15 protein-coding genes are annotated in these 16910 nt (G+C 73.9%); 9 read left to right on the top strand and 6 right to left on the bottom strand.

Going from position 1 to position 16910, the window contains the following annotated elements; translation table 11 throughout:
• Positions 1 to 160: 160 nt before the first annotated feature.
• The 9 genes from BUE43_RS19140 to BUE43_RS19100 all read left to right on the top strand — a co-directional run bounded on the left by BUE43_RS19140 (position 161) and on the right by BUE43_RS19100 (position 12424).
• On the top strand, positions 161 to 820 hold the full coding sequence (locus BUE43_RS19140) for a TetR/AcrR family transcriptional regulator (protein WP_083959922.1): 660 nt from the start codon (positions 161 to 163) through the stop codon (positions 818 to 820).
• Entirely contained in the window at positions 817 to 1602 is a 786-nt protein-coding gene (locus BUE43_RS19135) for a TIGR03084 family metal-binding protein (RefSeq protein ID WP_200797596.1), read from the top strand. The genes BUE43_RS19140 and BUE43_RS19135 overlap by 4 nt, the downstream gene beginning before the upstream one ends.
• Before the next feature lie 56 nt (positions 1603 to 1658).
• A complete protein-coding gene (locus BUE43_RS33555; RefSeq protein WP_234995828.1) occupies positions 1659 to 3284 on the top strand; it encodes an acyclic terpene utilization AtuA family protein in 1626 nt (541 codons plus the stop codon).
• A gap of 62 nt (positions 3285 to 3346) precedes the next feature.
• Positions 3347 to 4516 carry an acyl-CoA dehydrogenase family protein gene (locus BUE43_RS33550; protein ID WP_073486030.1) on the top strand — a complete coding sequence of 390 codons (1170 nt, stop codon included), beginning with the start codon at positions 3347 to 3349 and terminating at the stop codon, positions 4514 to 4516.
• Positions 4513 to 6111, top strand: coding sequence for an acyl-CoA carboxylase subunit beta (locus BUE43_RS19120; protein ID WP_073485164.1), 1599 nt, complete (start codon positions 4513 to 4515; stop codon positions 6109 to 6111). Before BUE43_RS33550 ends, BUE43_RS19120 begins: the two co-directional genes overlap by 4 nt.
• A gap of 10 nt (positions 6112 to 6121) precedes the next feature.
• Positions 6122 to 8101 (top strand): ATP-binding protein, encoded by a 1980-nt coding sequence (locus BUE43_RS19115; RefSeq protein ID WP_073485162.1) that lies wholly within the window; start codon positions 6122 to 6124, stop codon positions 8099 to 8101.
• A gap of 76 nt (positions 8102 to 8177) precedes the next feature.
• Positions 8178 to 9332: an acyl-CoA dehydrogenase family protein gene (locus BUE43_RS19110; protein WP_073485160.1), complete on the top strand. Its 1155-nt coding sequence runs from the start codon at positions 8178 to 8180 to the stop codon at positions 9330 to 9332.
• A 38-nt stretch (positions 9333 to 9370) separates the two neighbouring features.
• On the top strand, positions 9371 to 10948 hold the full coding sequence (locus tag BUE43_RS19105; RefSeq protein ID WP_073485157.1) for an AMP-binding protein: 1578 nt from the start codon (positions 9371 to 9373) through the stop codon (positions 10946 to 10948).
• 468 nt (positions 10949 to 11416) lie between these two features.
• Positions 11417 to 12424, top strand: a complete 1008-nt coding sequence (locus BUE43_RS19100; protein WP_159447755.1) for an ABC transporter substrate-binding protein — start codon at positions 11417 to 11419, stop codon at positions 12422 to 12424.
• A 61-nt stretch (positions 12425 to 12485) separates the two neighbouring features.
• On the opposite strand, the gene BUE43_RS19095 is transcribed toward BUE43_RS19100, so the two are convergent.
• The 6 genes from BUE43_RS19095 to BUE43_RS19070 all read right to left on the bottom strand — a co-directional run bounded on the left by BUE43_RS19095 (position 12486) and on the right by BUE43_RS19070 (position 16807).
• Entirely contained in the window at positions 12486 to 12770 is a 285-nt protein-coding gene (locus BUE43_RS19095) for a hypothetical protein (protein WP_073485153.1), read from the bottom strand.
• 149 nt (positions 12771 to 12919) lie between these two features.
• Positions 12920 to 14158, bottom strand: coding sequence for a sensor histidine kinase (locus BUE43_RS19090; RefSeq protein ID WP_073485151.1), 1239 nt, complete (start codon positions 14156 to 14158; stop codon positions 12920 to 12922).
• A gap of 4 nt (positions 14159 to 14162) precedes the next feature.
• Positions 14163 to 14846 (bottom strand): two-component system response regulator CseB, encoded by a 684-nt coding sequence (cseB, locus tag BUE43_RS19085; protein WP_073485149.1) that lies wholly within the window; start codon positions 14844 to 14846, stop codon positions 14163 to 14165.
• Entirely contained in the window at positions 14843 to 15478 is a 636-nt protein-coding gene (locus tag BUE43_RS19080) for a hypothetical protein (protein WP_073485147.1), read from the bottom strand. The genes cseB and BUE43_RS19080 overlap by 4 nt, the downstream gene beginning before the upstream one ends.
• Positions 15475 to 16158: a hypothetical protein gene (locus BUE43_RS19075; RefSeq protein ID WP_073485144.1), complete on the bottom strand. Its 684-nt coding sequence runs from the start codon at positions 16156 to 16158 to the stop codon at positions 15475 to 15477. Before BUE43_RS19075 ends, BUE43_RS19080 begins: the two co-directional genes overlap by 4 nt.
• Positions 16159 to 16216: 58 nt before the next feature.
• Positions 16217 to 16807 (bottom strand): SigE family RNA polymerase sigma factor, encoded by a 591-nt coding sequence (locus tag BUE43_RS19070; protein ID WP_073485142.1) that lies wholly within the window; start codon positions 16805 to 16807, stop codon positions 16217 to 16219.
• Positions 16808 to 16910: the final 103 nt, after the last annotated feature.

The following is a 16910-nucleotide window of genomic DNA, read 5'->3' as shown; positions in this document are numbered from 1 at the left end:
GGCGCGGCGCGTTCCGGACGCGGCCACGAGTGTCCACTGTGGACACATGGCGGACGCGTCGACTGGGCGAGCAGCGCTTTTCCCGCTCCGCCAAGGACTTTGACCACGCCATAAAACATTCAGTCTTGACTGTTTGTTGGGGAGCGGGCACGGTGTGGCCATGGTCACGGCCGTGCCGGCCAGGAGCCGGCAGGAGGAACGCAGCCAGCAGACCCGCCAGCGACTCATGGCGGCCACCGTCGAGTGCCTCGCCGAACTGGGCTGGTCCGGCACGACGACCACCGTCGTCGCGGAACGGGCCGGGGTCTCCCGGGGCGCGCAGCTCCACCACTACCGGACGCGCGCCGAACTCGTGCTCGCGGCCGTCGAGCACCTGGCCGAGGTCCGCCGCGAGGAGGTGCTGCGCGAGGCCGCCGCGCTGCCCGCCGGCGAGAACCGGACGGCGGCGGTGCTCGACATGCTGGCCCGGCTCTACACCGGGCCGCTGTTCCAGGCCGCGCTGGAGCTGTGGGTGGCCGCCCGCACCGACCAGGAGCTGCGCGCGGCGGTCGTGCCGTTGGAGGCCAAGGTCGGCAGGGAGTCGCACCGGCTCACCGTCGAGCTCCTCGACGCCGACGAGAGCCGCCCCGGGGTCCGGGAGGCCGTGCAGGCCACCCTCGACCTGATGCGCGGGCTGGGCCTGGCCAACACCCTGACCGACGACGGAGCCCGCCGCTCCCGGCTGCTGGCGGAGTGGGCCCGAACCCTGGACCGGACGCTGGGCCGGGCGGCACCGAACCGGACCGGGGCAACGAAGAAGGGGACGAGGGAGGCACCGTGAACACGGCGAACCTGGTCGACGACCTGCGGGCCGAGGGCAACGAGCTGGACGCGCTCGTCGGCGACCTCCCCGCCGAGGGCTGGGCCACGCCCACGCCGGCTCCGGGGTGGAGCGTCGCGCAGCAGATCGCGCACCTGGCCTGGACCGACACCCAGGCGTTGTGGGCGATCAAGGACCCGGACGGCTTCACGGCGGGACTGGCGAAGGCGGCCGAGGACCCGACCGGGTTCGTGGACGCGGGCGCGGCGGCCGGCGCCGAGGAGGAGCCGGCGCGGCTGCTGCACCGCTGGCGCACCGGCCGCGCCCAGCTCGCCACCGCGCTCCAGCACTTCCCGGTCGGCAGCAAGATCGTGTGGTACGGCCCGCCGATGGCGGCCGGTTCGATGGCCACCGCCCGGCTGATGGAGACCTGGGCGCACGGCCTGGACGTCGCTGAGGCGTTGGGCGTGCGCCGCGAGCCGACGCGCCGCCTGCGGCACGTCGCCCACCTCGGCGTGCGCACGTTGACGCACTCGTTCCTGGTCAACGGGTTACCCGCGCCCTCGGACACGGTGCGGGTCGAGCTGGTCGGCCCGGACGGCGAGCACTGGGCGTGGGGGCCGGAGGACGCCGACAACCGGGTGAGCGGCCCGGCACTGGACTTCTGCCTCCTCGTGACGCGCCGCCGGCACCCCGACGACCTGGCGCTGGACGCCGTGGGCGAGATCGCCCGGCAGTGGTTGACCGTGGCGCAGGCGTTCGCCGGTCCCCCCGGGCCGAGCCGCGCTCCGGAGCGCGCGTGACCGCGCCGCTGCGCGTCGGGAACGCCTCCGGCTTCTACGGCGACCGGTTCTCGGCGATGCGGGAGATGCTGGAGGGTGGCCCGCTCGACGTGCTCACCGGGGACTACCTCGCCGAGCTGACCATGCTCATCCTGGGCAGGGACCGGATGCGGGACCCAACGCGCGGGTACGCCAGGACCTTCCTGCGGCAGATGGAGGAGTGCCTGGTCCTCGCGAGGGAACGGGGCGTCCGGATCGTCGCCAACGCCGGTGGCCTCAACCCGGCCGGCCTCGCGTCGGCGCTCGGCGAGGTGGCCGCCGGGCTCGGGCTCAACCCGAGGATCGCGTACGTCGACGGCGACGACCTGCGCGAGCGCGCCACCGAACTCGGCTTCGGCTCGCCCCTCACCGCCAACGCCTACCTCGGTTGCTGGGGCATCGTGGAATGCCTCCGCGCCGGCGCGGACGTCGTCGTCACCGGCCGGGTCACCGACGCGTCCCTCGCCGTCGGCCCGGCGGCGGCGCACTTCGGGTGGGCGCGGGACGACTGGGACGCGCTCGCCGGCGCGACCGCCGCCGGGCACGTGCTCGAGTGCGGAGCCCAGGCCACCGGCGGGAACTTCTCCTTCTTCACGGAACTGTCCGATGTGGACAGACCGGGTTTCCCGGTCGCCGAGATCTCGGCGGACGGGTCCTCGGTCATCACGAAACACCCCGGAACCGGGGGCGCGGTGACCGTCGACACCGTCACGGCCCAGCTCCTCTACGAGATCGATGGCGCCCACTACGCGGGGCCGGACGTCGTGACGCGCTTCGACACCGCGGTCCTGACCGACGACGGCGCGGACCGCGTGCGGATCATCGGGGTTCGCGGTGTCCCGCCGCCTCCGGATCTCAAGGTCTGCCTGAACACCCTCGGCGGGTTCCGCAACGCGACGACGTTCGTGTTGTGCGGCCTGGACATCCCGGCGAAGGCCGCGCTCGTGCGACGCCAGCTCGAAGCGGCGGTGGGCGCGGACGGTCTCGTGTGGACACTGGCCCGCACGGACCAGCCGGACGCGGACACCGAGGAGACCGCGAGCGCCCTGCTGCACGCCGTGGTCAGGACGGCGGACCCGGCCAGGGCCAAGGCCTTCTCCCGCGCCGCGATCGAGCTGGCCCTCGCCTCCTACCCCGGGTTCCACGTGACCGCGCCGCCTTCGGACGGCACGCCGTTCGGCGTCTACTCCGCCGCGTACGTCCCGCAGAGCGCGGTCGAGCACCGGGCGGTGCTCCCCGACGGCTCGTCGGTGGTCGTGCCGCCTCCGCCGGAGATGGCGCCGATCCCGCCCGCGCCAACGACATCGCGGCCCGGTCCGTTGCCGAAGGGCAGCACGCGGCGCGTGCCGCTGGGTCAGGTCGTCGGAGCGCGGTCGGGAGACAAGGGCGGCTCGGCCAACCTCGGCGTCTGGGCGCGGTCCGATCCGGCCTACCGCTGGATCGCGCACGAGCTGACCACCGACCGGTTGCGCGAGCTCCTGCCCGAGACGGCGACGCTTCCCGTGGAGCGTCACGACTTCCCCCACCTGCGCGCGGTGAACTTCGTCGTGCACGACCTGCTCGGGGACGGGGTGGCCTCGGCCACCCGGTTCGACCCCCAGGCCAAGGCGCTCGGCGAGTGGCTGCGCTCCCGACTCGTGGACGTCCCGGAGGTTCTGCTGTGAACACCGAGGTTCCGTCGAACGCCCCGTCAACACCGAACGCCCAGCCGACATCGAACAGTGAGATCTCGCCGAACACCGCGGCTCCGCCGTACGCCGGGGAGACGCCGGAGCGCCGGGCGTTGCGGGAGACCGTGCGCCGGTTCACCCGGCGCGAGATCGTGCCGCACCTGGCCGAGTGGGAGCGGGCTGGCGAGGTCCCGCGAGACCTGCACCGGCTGGCCGCGGACGTCGGGCTACTCGGCGTCGGTTTCCCCGAGGAGGCCGGCGGCAGCGGCGGAAACCTGCTGGACGCGCTGGCCGTCTCCGAGGAGGTGATCCTCTCGGGCGGCTCCTCCGGCCTGGTCGCGGCGTTGTTCACCCATGGCATCGCGCTCCCGCACATCGTCGACCAGGGCGATCCCGGGCTGGTCGAGCGGTTCGCGCGGCCGACGCTGGCCGGGGAGCTGATCGGCGCGCTGGCCGTGACCGAGCCGGACGGCGGGTCGGACGTCGCCTCGCTGCGCACCACCGCCGTGCGGCACGGCGACGAGTTCGTGGTCAACGGAGCCAAGACGTACATCACCTCGGGCGTCAGGGCGGACTTCGTCACCGCCGCGGTCCGCACCGGCGGCCCGGGGCACGCCGGGGTGAGCCTGCTGGTCATTCCCCGGGGCACACCGGGGTTCACCGTGACCCGGCGCCTGGACAAGATGGGGTGGCACTGCTCGGACACCGCCGAACTCGCGTTCGTCGACGCCCCGGTGCCGGTCGCCAACCTGGTCGGCGAGCAGGACCAGGGTTTCGCCGTGCTCATGCGGCAGTTCCAGGTCGAGCGGCTGAGCCTGGCCGTCCAGGCGCACGCCACCGCGCGGCGCTGCCTCGACCTCACGGTGGACTGGGTCCGCGCGCGGACGACGTTCGGCCGCCCGCTGATCTCCCGCCAGCTCGTCCGGCACCGGCTGGTGGAGATGCGGCAGCGCGTCGAGCTGGCCGAGACCTACGTGCGGGCGGTCGCGGCGCGGGTGGCCGCCGGCGGCGAGGCCGTCGCCGAGGTGTGCATGGCCAAGAACGCGGCGGTGGAGGCGTGCCAGCACGTGGTGGACGCGGCCGTGCAGTTGCACGGCGGGTTCGGCTACATGCGGGACGCCGAGGTCGAACGGCACTACCGGGACGCGCGCATCCTCGGCATCGGGGGCGGCGCGAGCGAGGTCCTGGCCGAGCTGGCCGCCCGACGGATGGGGTACACGGCATGACGGTCCTACGGTCCACTGTGGACAGACGAGCACCGGAGTTCCGCGCGAACCGCGAGGCGATGCTGGCCAAGCTGGCGGAACTGGCGACCGAGCACGGCAGGGCGCTGGCGGGCGGCGGACCCAAGTACGTCGACCGGCACCACTCGCGGGGCAAACTGCTGCCGAGGGAACGCGTCGAGCTGCTGGTCGACCAGGACAGCGCGTTCCTGGAGCTGTCCCCGCTGGCGGCGTGGGGCACCGACTTCGCCGTGGGCGCGAGCGTCGTGACCGGTATCGGCGTGGTCTCCGGCGTCGAGTGCCTCATCGTCGCGAACGACCCGACGGTGCGCGGTGGCGCGAGCAACCCGTGGACGCTGCGGAAGACCTTCCGCGCGACCGACATCGCCCTCGCCAACCGACTGCCGGTGGTGAACCTGGTGGAGTCCGGGGGCGCGGACCTGGCGAGCCAGAGCGAGATCTTCATCCCCGGCGGCCGGCTGTTCCGCGACCTCACGCGGTTCTCCGCCGCCGGCATCCCGACGGTGACCCTGGTGTTCGGCAACTCCACCGCCGGCGGCGCGTACGTGCCGGGCATGTCCGACCACGTGGTGATGGTCCGGGAGCGGGCCAAGGTGTTCCTCGGCGGCCCGCCGCTGGTGCGGATGGCCACCGGCGAGGAGGCCGACGACGAGGAGCTGGGCGGGGCGGAGATGCACGCCCGCACGTCCGGGCTCGCCGACCACCTCGCCGAGGACGAGCGGGACGCCCTCCGCATCGGCCGGCGGATCGTCGCGCGGCTGAACTGGCGCAAGCGGGGGCCGGGCCCGTCCCTGCCGCCCCTGGACCCGGTGCACGACGCCGAGGACCTGCTCGGCCTGGTGCCCACCGACCTCCGCACGCCGTTCGACCCGCGCGAGGTGATCGCGCGGATCGTGGACGGCTCGGAGTTCGACGAGTTCAAGCCGCGCTACGGCACGAGCCTGGTCACGGGGTGGGCCTCGCTGCACGGCTATCCCCTTGGCGTCCTCGCCAACGCGCGCGGCGTGCTGTTCAGCGCCGAGGCGCAGAAGGCGGCCCAGTTCATCCAGCTCGCCAACTCGGCGGAGGTCCCGCTGCTGTTCCTGCAGAACACCACCGGCTACATGGTGGGGCGGGACTACGAGCAGGCGGGGATCATCAAGCACGGCGCGATGATGATCAACGCGGTGTCGAACAGCGCGGTGCCGCACCTGACCGTGGTGATGGGCGCCTCCTACGGGGCCGGCAACTACGGGATGTGCGGCCGGGCCTACGACCCCCGCTTCCTGTTCACCTGGCCCAACGCCAAGTCCGCGGTGATGGGGCCCGCCCAGCTCGCCGGCGTGCTGTCGATCGTCGCCCGCCAGGCGGCGGCAGCCAAGGGCCAGCCCTACGACGACGAGGCCGACGCGAACCTGCGGGCCATGGTCGAGCACCAGGTGGAACAGCAGTCGCTGGCGCCGTTCCTGTCCGGCCGGCTGCACGACGACGGCGTGATCGACCCGCGCGACACCCGCACCGTGCTCGGCATCTGCCTGTCGGCGATCCACAGTGGACCGGTCCGCGGCGCGGAGCGGTTCGGCGTGTTCCGGATGTGAGGGGACCAGCGTGATCACACGTCTGCTCGTGGCCAACCGGGGCGAGATCGCCCGGCGGGTCGTCCGCACCTGCCGCGCCCTCGGCGTCTCCCCGGTCGCGGTCTTCTCCGACCCCGACGCCGGAGCGCCGCACGTCGCCGAGTCCGACCTCGCGGTGCGCCTGCCGGGTGCCACCCCCGCCGACACCTACCTGCGGAGCGACCTCCTCGTCCGGGCCGCGCTGGACGCCGGCGCGGACGCGGTGCACCCGGGATACGGCTTCCTGTCGGAGAACGCGGACTTCGCGCGGGCGGTGCTCGACGCGGGGCTGACCTGGATCGGCCCGCCACCCGAGGTCATCGCCGCCATGGGGTCGAAGGTCGAGGCGAAGGAGCTCATGGCCGGGGCCGGTGTTCCGGTGCTGCCGGAGCTGGACCCCGCCGAGGTCACCGAGCGGGACCTGCCCGTGTTGGTCAAGGCCTCGGCCGGCGGTGGCGGGCGGGGCATGCGCGTCGTGCGCTCCCTGGCCGACCTGCCCGCCGAGATCGCCGCGGCGGAGGCGGAAGCGGCCAGCGCGTTCGGGGACGGCACCGTCTTCTGCGAGCCCTACGTGGAGCGGGGCCGGCACGTCGAGGTCCAGGTGCTCGCCGACCAGCACGGCACGGTGTGGGCCTTCGACGAGCGGGACTGCTCCCTCCAGCGCCGGCACCAGAAAGTGCTGGAGGAGACGCCTTCTCCCGCCGTGGACGAGAAGCTGCGGGCGGCGCTCCGGTCCGCCGCGACGGCCGCGGCCACCACGATCGGATACGTGGGCGCGGGCACCGTGGAGTTCCTGCTGGCTCCGGACGGCCAGTTCTTCTTCCTGGAGACCAACACCCGGCTGCAGGTGGAACACCCGGTCACGGAGTGCGTCACCGGGCTGGACCTCGTGCGGTGGCAGCTCGCGATCGCGGAGGGCGCGCGACTCCCCGCCACACCGCCACCCGCTCGCGGCCACGCCATCGAAGTCCGGCTCTACGCCGAGGTTCCGGCCGAGGGATGGCGTCCGTCGACCGGGCCGTTGCACCGACTGACCCTGCCCGGGCAGGGCGCGGACGACAGTACCTCCACTGTGGACAGTTCCGTTGTGGAGTTCCAGGCGGGCGAGGCGGACCACGGACTTCGGCTGGACTCGGGCATCGTGGGCAGCACCGTTGTGGGCACCCACTACGACCCCATGCTCGCCAAGGTGATCGCGTGGGGGCCGACCAGGACCGAGGCCGCCCGCCGGCTCGCGGCGGCCCTGGCCGGCGCCCGCGTCCACGGTCCCGCCACGAACCGCGACCTCCTGGTGCGGGTCCTGCGCCATCCCGCGTTCCTCGCCGGCGACGCCGACACGGCTTTCCTGACCAGCCACGACCTCACGGCGCCGCTGGCCGACCGGCGGGCGCAGGAGCTGTCGGCGTTGGCCGCGGCGCTCGCGGACGCGGCGGCCAACGCCGCGCGCGCCCGGGTCCAACCCGGCGTCCCCGCGGGCTGGCGGAACCTTCCCTCCCAGCCGGAGCGCAAGAAGTACCAGGCCCCCGAGGGAGAGCTGGAGATCGCGTACCGCGTCGACCGCGACGGCCTGACGGCGGAGGGGTTCTCCGACGTCGCTCTGGTCGAGCACGGCGCGGAGCGGGTCGTGCTCGACGTCGCCGGGGTGCGGGTTCCGTTGTCCGTCACCGCCTACGGCGACGAGGTGTTCGTCGACTCGGCGCTCGGACCGGTGGCGTTGCGGCGGGTTCCCCGGTTCGCCGAGCCCGGCGAGGCCGTCGCCGAGGGCTCGCTGCTCGCGCCCATGCCCGGCTCGGTGGTGGCCGTGGAGGTGGTCGAGGGCGACCAGGTCCACTCAGGACAGTCCCTGGTCGTCCTGGAGGCGATGAAGATGCGGCACGCGGTGCGGGCGCCGGGCGACGGCGTGCTCCGCGCGCTCAGGGTCGCCGTCGGCGACCAGGTGGACGCGGGGACCGTCCTCGCGGTCGTGTCCTGACCAATGTCCGGCCGCCTTCCCCTGTTTGTCGGGGGAAGGCCGGAGTTCCTCGGTCACGGGAGTGGTGGGAGGCGGGATGGATTTCCGGGAGAACGACGAGCAACGCGCCCTGCGGGTGGCGGTCGCCTCCCTCGCGGCGAAGTACGGCCACGAGTACTGGGTTGCGAAGGCGCGGAGCGGGGAGAAGACCACCGAGCTGTGGGCGGAGGCCGGGCGGCTGGGCTACCTCGGGGTCGCGGTGCCCGAGGAGTACGGCGGGGGCGGCGGCGGGATCACCGAGCTGAGCATCGTGTGCGAGGAACTGGCCGCCGGCGGCTGCCCCCTGCTGCTGCTCGTGGTCTCCCCGGCCATCGCCGCGACGGTGATCGCGAAGTCCGGCACGCCCGAGCAACGGCGCGCGTGGCTGCCCGGCTTCGCGGACGGCTCGGTGCGGATGTCCTTCGCCATCACCGAACCCGACGCCGGGTCCAACTCGCACCGCATCACCACGACCGCCCGCCCGGACGGCGACGGCTGGCGGCTCAGCGGCAGCAAGGTCTTCATCTCCGGGGTTGACGAGACCGACACGACGCTCGTCGTGAGCCGGCTCGCCGACGCCCGCACCGGAAAGCTGCGCCCGGCCATGTTCCTGGTCCCCAACGACGCGCCCGGCGTGGAGTACCGGCCGATCCCGATGGAGTTCACCTCGCCGGAGCGGCAGTTCACCATGTTCTTCGACGAGGCCGCGCTGCCGGCGGAGTCCCTGGTGGGCGGCGAGGACGCCGGGCTCGGCGCGTTGTTCGCCGGGCTGAACCCCGAGCGGATCACCGTCGCCGCCTACGCCTGCGGCATCGGCCGCTACGCCGTCGCCAGGGGCGCCGCCTACGCCGGGAGCCGGAAGGTCTGGGACGGGACCATCGGCTCGCACCAGGCGATCGCGCACCCGCTGGCGAAGTCGCACATCGAGGTCGACCTGGCGCGGCTGGCCACCCGGCGCGCGGCGTGGGCCTACGACCAGGACGACCCGGCGACCGGGGAGTACGCCAACAGCGCCAAGTACGCGGCGGCGGAAGCCGCGATCGGCGCGGTGGACGCCGCCGTTCAGGCACACGGCGGCAACGGGATGACAAGCGAGTACGGCGTTGGCACGCTGTGGGGCGCGGTGCGCGCCGCCCGCATCGCGCCGGTGAGCCGGGAGATGATCCTGAACTTCGTCGCCCAGCACTCGCTGGGCCTGGACCGCTCGTACTAGGAGACCGCCACCCCCACAACCCCGCCCGGGAGGTCGCGATGCCCCACCGCAGCCCGTTCCCCGACGTCGAGATCCCCGACCTCCCGTACCACGAGCACGTGCTCGCCGACGCCGTCGACCGGGGCGACGCGCTCGCCCTGGTCGACGGCCGCGAACCGGGCGGCACGCGCGTCACCTACGCGCAACTGGACGCCGCGGTCCGGCGGCTCGCCGCGGGGCTGGCCGAGGCGGGCCTGGCCAAGGGCGACGTGCTCGCGTTGTTCAGCCCGAACACGGTGGCGTTCCCGGTGGTCCTCTACGCCGCGTCGATGTGCGGAGCCGTCGTCACCACGGTGAACTCGCTGTACACAGTGGACGAGATCGCGACCCAGCTCCGGGACTGCGGCGCGCGGTTCCTCGTCACCGTCTCGCCTTTCCTGGACCGGGCGGTGCCCGCCGCCCGCGCGGCCGGCGTCGCCGAGGTCATCGTGTGCGACGAGGCCGAGGGCCACCGCTCGGTGCCTGAGCTGATGGCGTCGACCGCGCCGGAGCCGCGGGTGTCGATCGACCCGGCGACGGACGTCGCGGTGCTGCCCTACTCCTCGGGAACCACGGGGCGGGCCAAGGGCGTCATGCTGACCCACCGCAACATCGTGGCCAACATGGTCCAGACCCAGTCGGCGGTCCGGCTCGACCCGGGCGCGGCGGTGGTCGCGGTGCTGCCGTTCTTCCACATCTACGGCCTCGCCACCCTGCTCAACATCCCGCTCCACGTCGGGGGGACCGTGGTCGTGCTGCCCCGGTTCGACCTGGAGCGGTTCCTCGCCCTGATCCAGGAGCACCGCGCCACCCGGGTCTCGGTCGCGCCGCCGATCGTGCTCGCGCTGGCCAAACACCCCGCGGTCGACCGCTACGACCTCTCCTCGGTGCGGATAGTGCTCAGTTCGGCCGCGCCGCTGGACCCCGCGTTGGCGTCGGCCGCCGCCGGGCGGGTCGGGTGCCGCGTCATCCAGGGCTACGGCATGACCGAGCTGTCGCCGTGCTCGCACGTCGTCCCGGACGGGGAGGAGAACCCGCCGGCCGGCACGGTCGGCAAGCTCGTGGCCAACACCGAGTGCCGCGTGGTCGACCCGGCGACCGGCGAGGACACCGAGGACGTCGGCGAGCTGTGGATCCGCGGCCCGCAGGTGATGAAGGGCTACCTGGGCCGGCCGGCGGAGACCGGCGCGACGGTCGACCGCGACGGCTGGCTGCGCACCGGCGACCTGGGACGGGTCGACGGCGACGGGCACTTCTTCGTCGTCGACCGGCTCAAGGAGCTGATCAAGTACCGGGGGTACCAGGTGCCGCCGGCCGAACTGGAGGCCGTGCTGCTCGCCCACCCGGGGATCGCCGACGCGGCCGTGATCGGCGTGCCGAACGGGGCCGGCGACGAGGTGCCCAAGGCGTTCGTCGTCCGCGGGGAGGACGCCGGAGCGCTCGACGCCGACGCCGTGATCGCGTTCGTGGCCGGGCGCGTCGCCCCGCACAAGAAGGTGCGGGCGGTGGAGTTCCTCGACGCCATTCCGAAGTCGGCCGCCGGAAAGATCCTGCGCCGCGAGCTGCGGGCGCGGGAGCGGCGCGCCGCCGCCGGCTGATTCCCGCCTCCAGCCAGTATTCACCTTTCACATGAAGAGCTGTTCCGAACCGCTCTGACGCGTGTGAAATTACCCGCCCGCGCGAAACATCAGTGAGAAACAGACAGCAGGCGCGACCCGGTTGACCTGGCGAGGTGGCGACCGGTCGCGCCGGCCGGTCGCCCGCCGCCCGAAAATGATCATTTCCGAATCCGCTCGCCCTCCTGCTCCGTTCGCACTCCCCCGTTCGTCCCACGTCGTTCGTTGGTTCCGCGACCGCCGACCGTCCTCTACCGTCCGTTCTCCACAGGGCGCCGGCCAGCGGGAAATCGCCGGTCCGAATTGGTCGAACCATTTCGGGTCATTGCGGAGACCACGACCGGAAACGGAATGCGGGGACGACCGGGCCGAACCTCGGCACCCCCGGGCGGCGTCCCGGAACCAGGGGCGGAAAACGGCGGAGGCGGCGCACCTCCGAGAGGGCGGGAAATGACCAGGAACGACACCGCGGCCACCCGGAGACCGGCGCCGGGCCGGACCAGCCGTCGGACCCTGTTGGCCGGTGGCGTCGCCGCCGGGGCGTGGCTGCTCGGCGCGTGCGGCGGCCGGGGATCCGAGGGCCAGTCGACGCCGCCGCCCCCGGAGAAGGGCGTCGTGCGCGTCGGGGTGCTCCCGGTGCCCGACGTGGCGGCGCTGCACCTCGGCATCCGGGACGGGATCTTCGCCAGGCACGGGCTGCACCTCGACCTGGTGTCGATGGACCTGACCGGCGAGAACCGGGTCGACCTCGACGCCGGTCCGGTCGACGTGCTGTTCGACAGCTGGGTGTCGGTGTTCACCAACTACGGGGGCAACCGCGACCTGCGGCTGGTGGGCGAGGCGTACCAGTCCGCACCGCTGACCACCGGCCTGGTGACCCCGCGCGACTCGACCTACCGCAAGCCAAGGGACCGGCCGAAGCCCCGCATCGCGGTGAACAACCCGAAGGGGCTCGGTGTGCTGCTCACCAGCACCGCGCTGCACCCGCACGGCGTCGCGGCGGGCGACATCCAGTGGGCGCACCTCCCGTTCGAGGCGATGAGCGGGGCCATGACCAGGGGCGAGGTGGACGCGGCCTGGCTGATCGAGCCGTACCTCACCGGCCTGCAGATCTCCGCCGGCACGCAGCTCTTCGCCGACACCGCCACCGGCCCCACCGCCGACATGCCCCTGTCAGGCTACGTCTGCGGCCGCAAGTTCGCGGAGCGCAACCCCCGGACGCTCGCGGCGTTCCGCGCGGCCCTGACCGAGGCGCAGCACCGGGCCGGCGACCGGGCGGAGGTGGCCAAGGTGTTGCCGAGCTACGCGGGCATCGATCCCAGCACCGTGGCGTTGATGGCCCCCGGCGTCTACCCGCCGACCCTGACCGCGGTGAAGATCCAACGCGTCGCCGACCTGATGCGCGCCTACAACCTGCTGCCGGCACCGATCCAGGTGAACGACTTCATCGCCCGGTGACGCGCCCGACCGCGTGGCGACCACCTGTCGGCGTCCCCTGCCAGCGTCCCCGCCGGCGCCCTCAGTCGTCGTCGAAGTCGGGCTCGCGCCAGGGGAGCTGCGGCCACGGCAGGTCCGCCCACCGGCGGGCCCACGCCCGGCAGTGGCGGCACCGGGGGACCCACGAGCTCAGGTGGGACGGCGCGGGCAGCACCGGCCGGCCGCACACCGCGAGGTAGGTCCCCGGCTGGCCGACCCGCCACCCGTCCGGCCGGCCGAGCCTGGTGTCGGGCACGCCGTGCGCGACCGCCTCGTTGACCGCCCGGACCCACCACAGCGGCGCCTCCCTGGCCCTGCGTCGACGCATGCGGTTGGGTACCACACCCCGGGCTACCCCCCATCGAGTCATCCCCGGGCAGGCGATGCCCGACCACGCACCGTCAGGCCCCCAACCGAGGGCTCACCGCCGAGGGCTCACCGCCGAGGACTCACAGCCGAGGACTCAGAGCCACCAGCTCACGGGGACCGCTCCGCCGCGCGGGGCTGGAGGTCGAGCACCGCCAGTCCCCCGCCGTCGGGCGCGTTGCCGAGGGTGAGCCGCGCGCCGAGCACCGCGGCCTGCCCGCTCGCGATCGTCAGCCCCAGCCCGTGCCCCCGCCCCCGCTCCCGCGCGCCGGTGCGGAACCGCTGCGGCCCCAGCTCCAACAGCTCCTCGGGGAACCCCGGCCCGTGGTCGCGCACCTCCACCGTCGCGCCGACGACCCGCACCTCGACCGGCGGCGCGCCGTGCCGACGCGCGTTGACGAGCAGGTTGGTGAGAATCCGCCGCACCCGGCGGGGATCGGTGCTCACCAAGGCATCCCGCTCGACGGTGAGCGCGGGGGCCGGCTCGCCGTCGTCGCCGGACTCGGCCACCGCGCCGCGCGCCACCTCGCTCAGCAGCACCTCCTCGGCCTCGACCGACTCCGCCCCCGCGTCCAGCCTGGCCACCTCCAGCACGTCCTCGACCAGCCGCCGCATGACCGTCACCCGGTCCCGGACCAGCTCCGTCGGCCGCCCCGGCGGCAGCAGCTCGGCCGCCGTGACCAGGCCGGTGACCGGGGTGCGCAGCTCGTGCGCGATGTCCGCCGTCACCCGGCGCTCGGCCTCCAGCCGGTCGTGCAGCGCGGCGGCCATCGCGTCGATCGCGTTGCCCAGCTCCGCCACCTCGTCCCGGCCCCGGGTGCCGATGGTGTCGCGGACCCGCGCGTCCAGCTCGCCGGCGGCGATGCGCCGCGCCGTGCGCGCGGCGGCCCCGAGCCGCCGGGACATGCCCACCGCCAGCAGCACGCCGAGCAGGCTCGCTCCGCCGACGGTGATCACGCCGGCCAGGACCAGCGTCTGGTCCAGCTCCCGCAGCGCGTCCCGCTCGGCCTGGTAGGAGGACCGCACCGAGAGCAGCTCGCCGTCGACCACGGTGGCGGCCCACAGCAGCGGCCCGTCGTCGGTCTCCTGGAGGTAGGTGGCCCGGTGGCCGGAGCGGGCGGACTCCACCAGCTCCCTCGGCACGCCGGGGTCCTCGACCGTCACGCCGAACGGGGTCCCGCCCTGCTCGACGTAGGCCTCGGCGGCGAGCTGGAGGCGCTGGTCGATGAGCTGCCGGCCGTTGGCGAGCCGGTTCTGCTCGGTCGCCTCGTGCACCGCGTAGCCCAGGGTCAGCGCGCCGAACGCGGCCGTTCCGGCGATCGCCGCGGAGAGCCGGACCCACAGTCGCATCGCCTCAGCGCCTCAGCTTGTACCCGAAGCCGCGCACCGTCTCGATGCGTTCCTTGCCGATCTTCGCCCGGAGCCGCTGCACGTGCACGTCCACGACCCGCGTGTCGCCGCCCGCCGGGTAGTCCCACACCCGGCGCAGCAACGTGTCCCTGGACAGCACGATGCCCGGCTCGGCGGCGAACTCCAGCAGCAGCCGGGACTCGGTCGGCGTCAGCGACAGCAGCTCGCCCTCCCGCCGCACCTCCATCGCGGCGCGGTCGATCTCCAGGCCGCCGAAGACCTCCACGCCGCCCGGGTCGGTCACCGGCTCCACCCCGGAGCGCCGCAGCACGGCCCGGATGCGCGCGACCAGGACCTGGGTGTCGAACGGCTTGGTGACGTAGTCGTCGGCGCCGGCCTCCAGGCCCTGCACGACGTCCAGCGGGTCCGATCTCGCCGACAGCAGCAGCACCGGGACGGCGGAGGCGTCCCGGATGCGCCGGCACAGGCTGATGCCGTCCAGGTGCGGCAGCATGATGTCGAGGACGGCGATGTCCGGCGCGGCCGCGGTGAAGGACTCCAGGCCGACCAGCCCGTCCGGCGCGGTCCTGACCCGGAAGCCGTAGCGCTCCAGGGCGAGCTGGGTCGCCTCGCGGATGACCGCGTCGTCCTCCACGAGCAGCACCTCGGTGGCGGGTTCGGAGCTCACCGGGTCTCCTTCGGCATCGGGGTGACGGTGGGAAGTCTGCTCCGCGTCGGCGGTCGGCGCTCCGGGTACCGCTTCGCCTCGGCCAGCCGCCGCCCGTCCCAGGCGTAGCGGACGGTCTCCTCGCCCGAGGGGCAGCAGTACCGGTCGCCGGGCGAGTAGATCGCGCGCCACAGCATCAGGTCGCCGTTGTCCGGCCACACCTCCATCGCGCTCGTCCCGGTGACGCCGAAGATCTGCCGGACCGCGCCGCCCTGCAGACTGTAGACGTAGTACGCCATCTCGCCGCCGGTGTCCTCGGCGCCGGAGGCCACCTGGGCGATCACGTCGTCCCGCCCGTCCCCCGTCAGGTCCACATAGGACGGACTCTGCAGGCCGCAGTCGTCGCACCGGGTGAGGAAGTCCTTGACGTGCTGGGAAACCGCGGTGTCCGCCAGCACCGTGCTCCGCAGGTCGATGTCGTGCACGCTGTCCGGGGCCGGCTGGCCCGACAGCGGCGCGGGGACCGCCGGCGCGGTCGTCCTGCCGACCGGGCTGGGCGCGGCCCCCTCGACGTGCAGGGCCGTCTGCCGCGCGCAGCCGACGAGCGAGCCGACCGCCACCACGACCACGAGCGCGGTCAGCGCGCGCGTCACCGGCTCGGCCCCTTCACCGTGGGCCCCTTCGCCGAGGAGGACGGGGGCGCGCTCGCCGACGGCCCCGGCCCGACCGGCCCCGGCGCGGTCGGCCCCGGCCCGACCGGCCCCGGCGCGGTCGACGCCGGCCCGGTCGGGCGCAGGCGCCCGTCCGAGCTCTCCACGACCGACAGGAGGACGCCGTCCCACCGCGCGCGCACGACCTCCGCGCCCGACCGGTGCCGCACCACCAGGTCGCCGCCGCTCTCCCTGGCCGAGATGTCCTCGTTGCCGTAGAAGGAGAAGATCTGCCGGATCTCGCCCCGCTGGAAGCTGTAGACGAACAGGGCCGCGACGTCCTTGCGCTCCGGCTGCCGGATCACGACGACGACGTCCTCCACGTGGTCTCCGGTGAGGTCCACGTAGGTCGGGTTCTCCTGCCCGCAGGTGTGGCAGGTGAGCACCGCCTGCTTGACCAGGGGGCCGACCCCGGGGTCGGCGAGGATGACGCTGCGCAGGTCGACCGTGCGGATGTCGGTGGGGTCCAGCGACACCGCCGACGGCCGCGCGGCGGAGGAGGACGGGGCGCTCCCCTCCACCCGCAGCGCCGGGGCCGGCGTGCAGCCGGTCATCGCGACCGCCACGCCCAGTCCCGCCGCCACCACCACGGCGGCGACGACGCCACCGCGAACCCCACGCACTCTCCCGGCTCTCCCGTCCCGTTCGTGCCCTGGCGCCGGGACACCCGCCGTCCCCCGCTCACGCGGCGAGCAGCCCCCGCTCCGCCAGCGCGGGCGGGGCGGGGACCGGGCTCGGCTCCGGCACGGCGATCCCGTTCTCCACCCGCATCGCGAGCACCGCGGGCAGGTTCCGCATCCTGGCCAGCGCCCGGCACACCGTGCTCTTCACGGTACCCACCGAACAGCCCAGCATCCTCGCGGTCTCCGCCTCGGTCCGCCCGTCGACGTACCGGAGCAGCACCGCGCTGCGCTGACGCGGTGTCAGGGAGCCGAGCGCGGCGCGGAGCGTCACCAGCGACCGGTCGAACTCGTCGCGCGCCACCACCTCCGCCTGCGTGTCCCACTCGTCGGGGCGCTCGGGCAGCTCGGCGGTCGGGAGCTCCTGGTGCCGACGGGCCTTGCGACGCAGCCACGAGGTGAACGTGTTCGTGATCGCGCGCTGGACGTAGGCGTCGGCCGCCGCGGGCTCGCGGAGGCGGTCCCACGCGGCGAAGGTGTTGGTCAACGCCGTCTGGACCAGGTCCTCCGCGTCCGCGCGGTTGCCGGTCATCGTCCACGCGCGGCGCACCAACGCCTCCCGGCGGGACGCCACGAACTCCCCGAAGTTCACCCTGCTTCCCCTTCCGTCGAGTGGCGACGAAGGTAAGCCGGGTGTTTCGCGGCGAACCGACAGTTGTGTAACAGCCGTTCATCGGTCCGGGTCGGATGACAGC

Source organism: Streptoalloteichus hindustanus (genome assembly GCF_900129375.1).
Taxonomy (GTDB): Bacteria; Actinomycetota; Actinomycetes; order Mycobacteriales; family Pseudonocardiaceae; genus Streptoalloteichus; species Streptoalloteichus hindustanus.
This window is presented reverse-complemented; position numbering and strand designations above follow the sequence as displayed.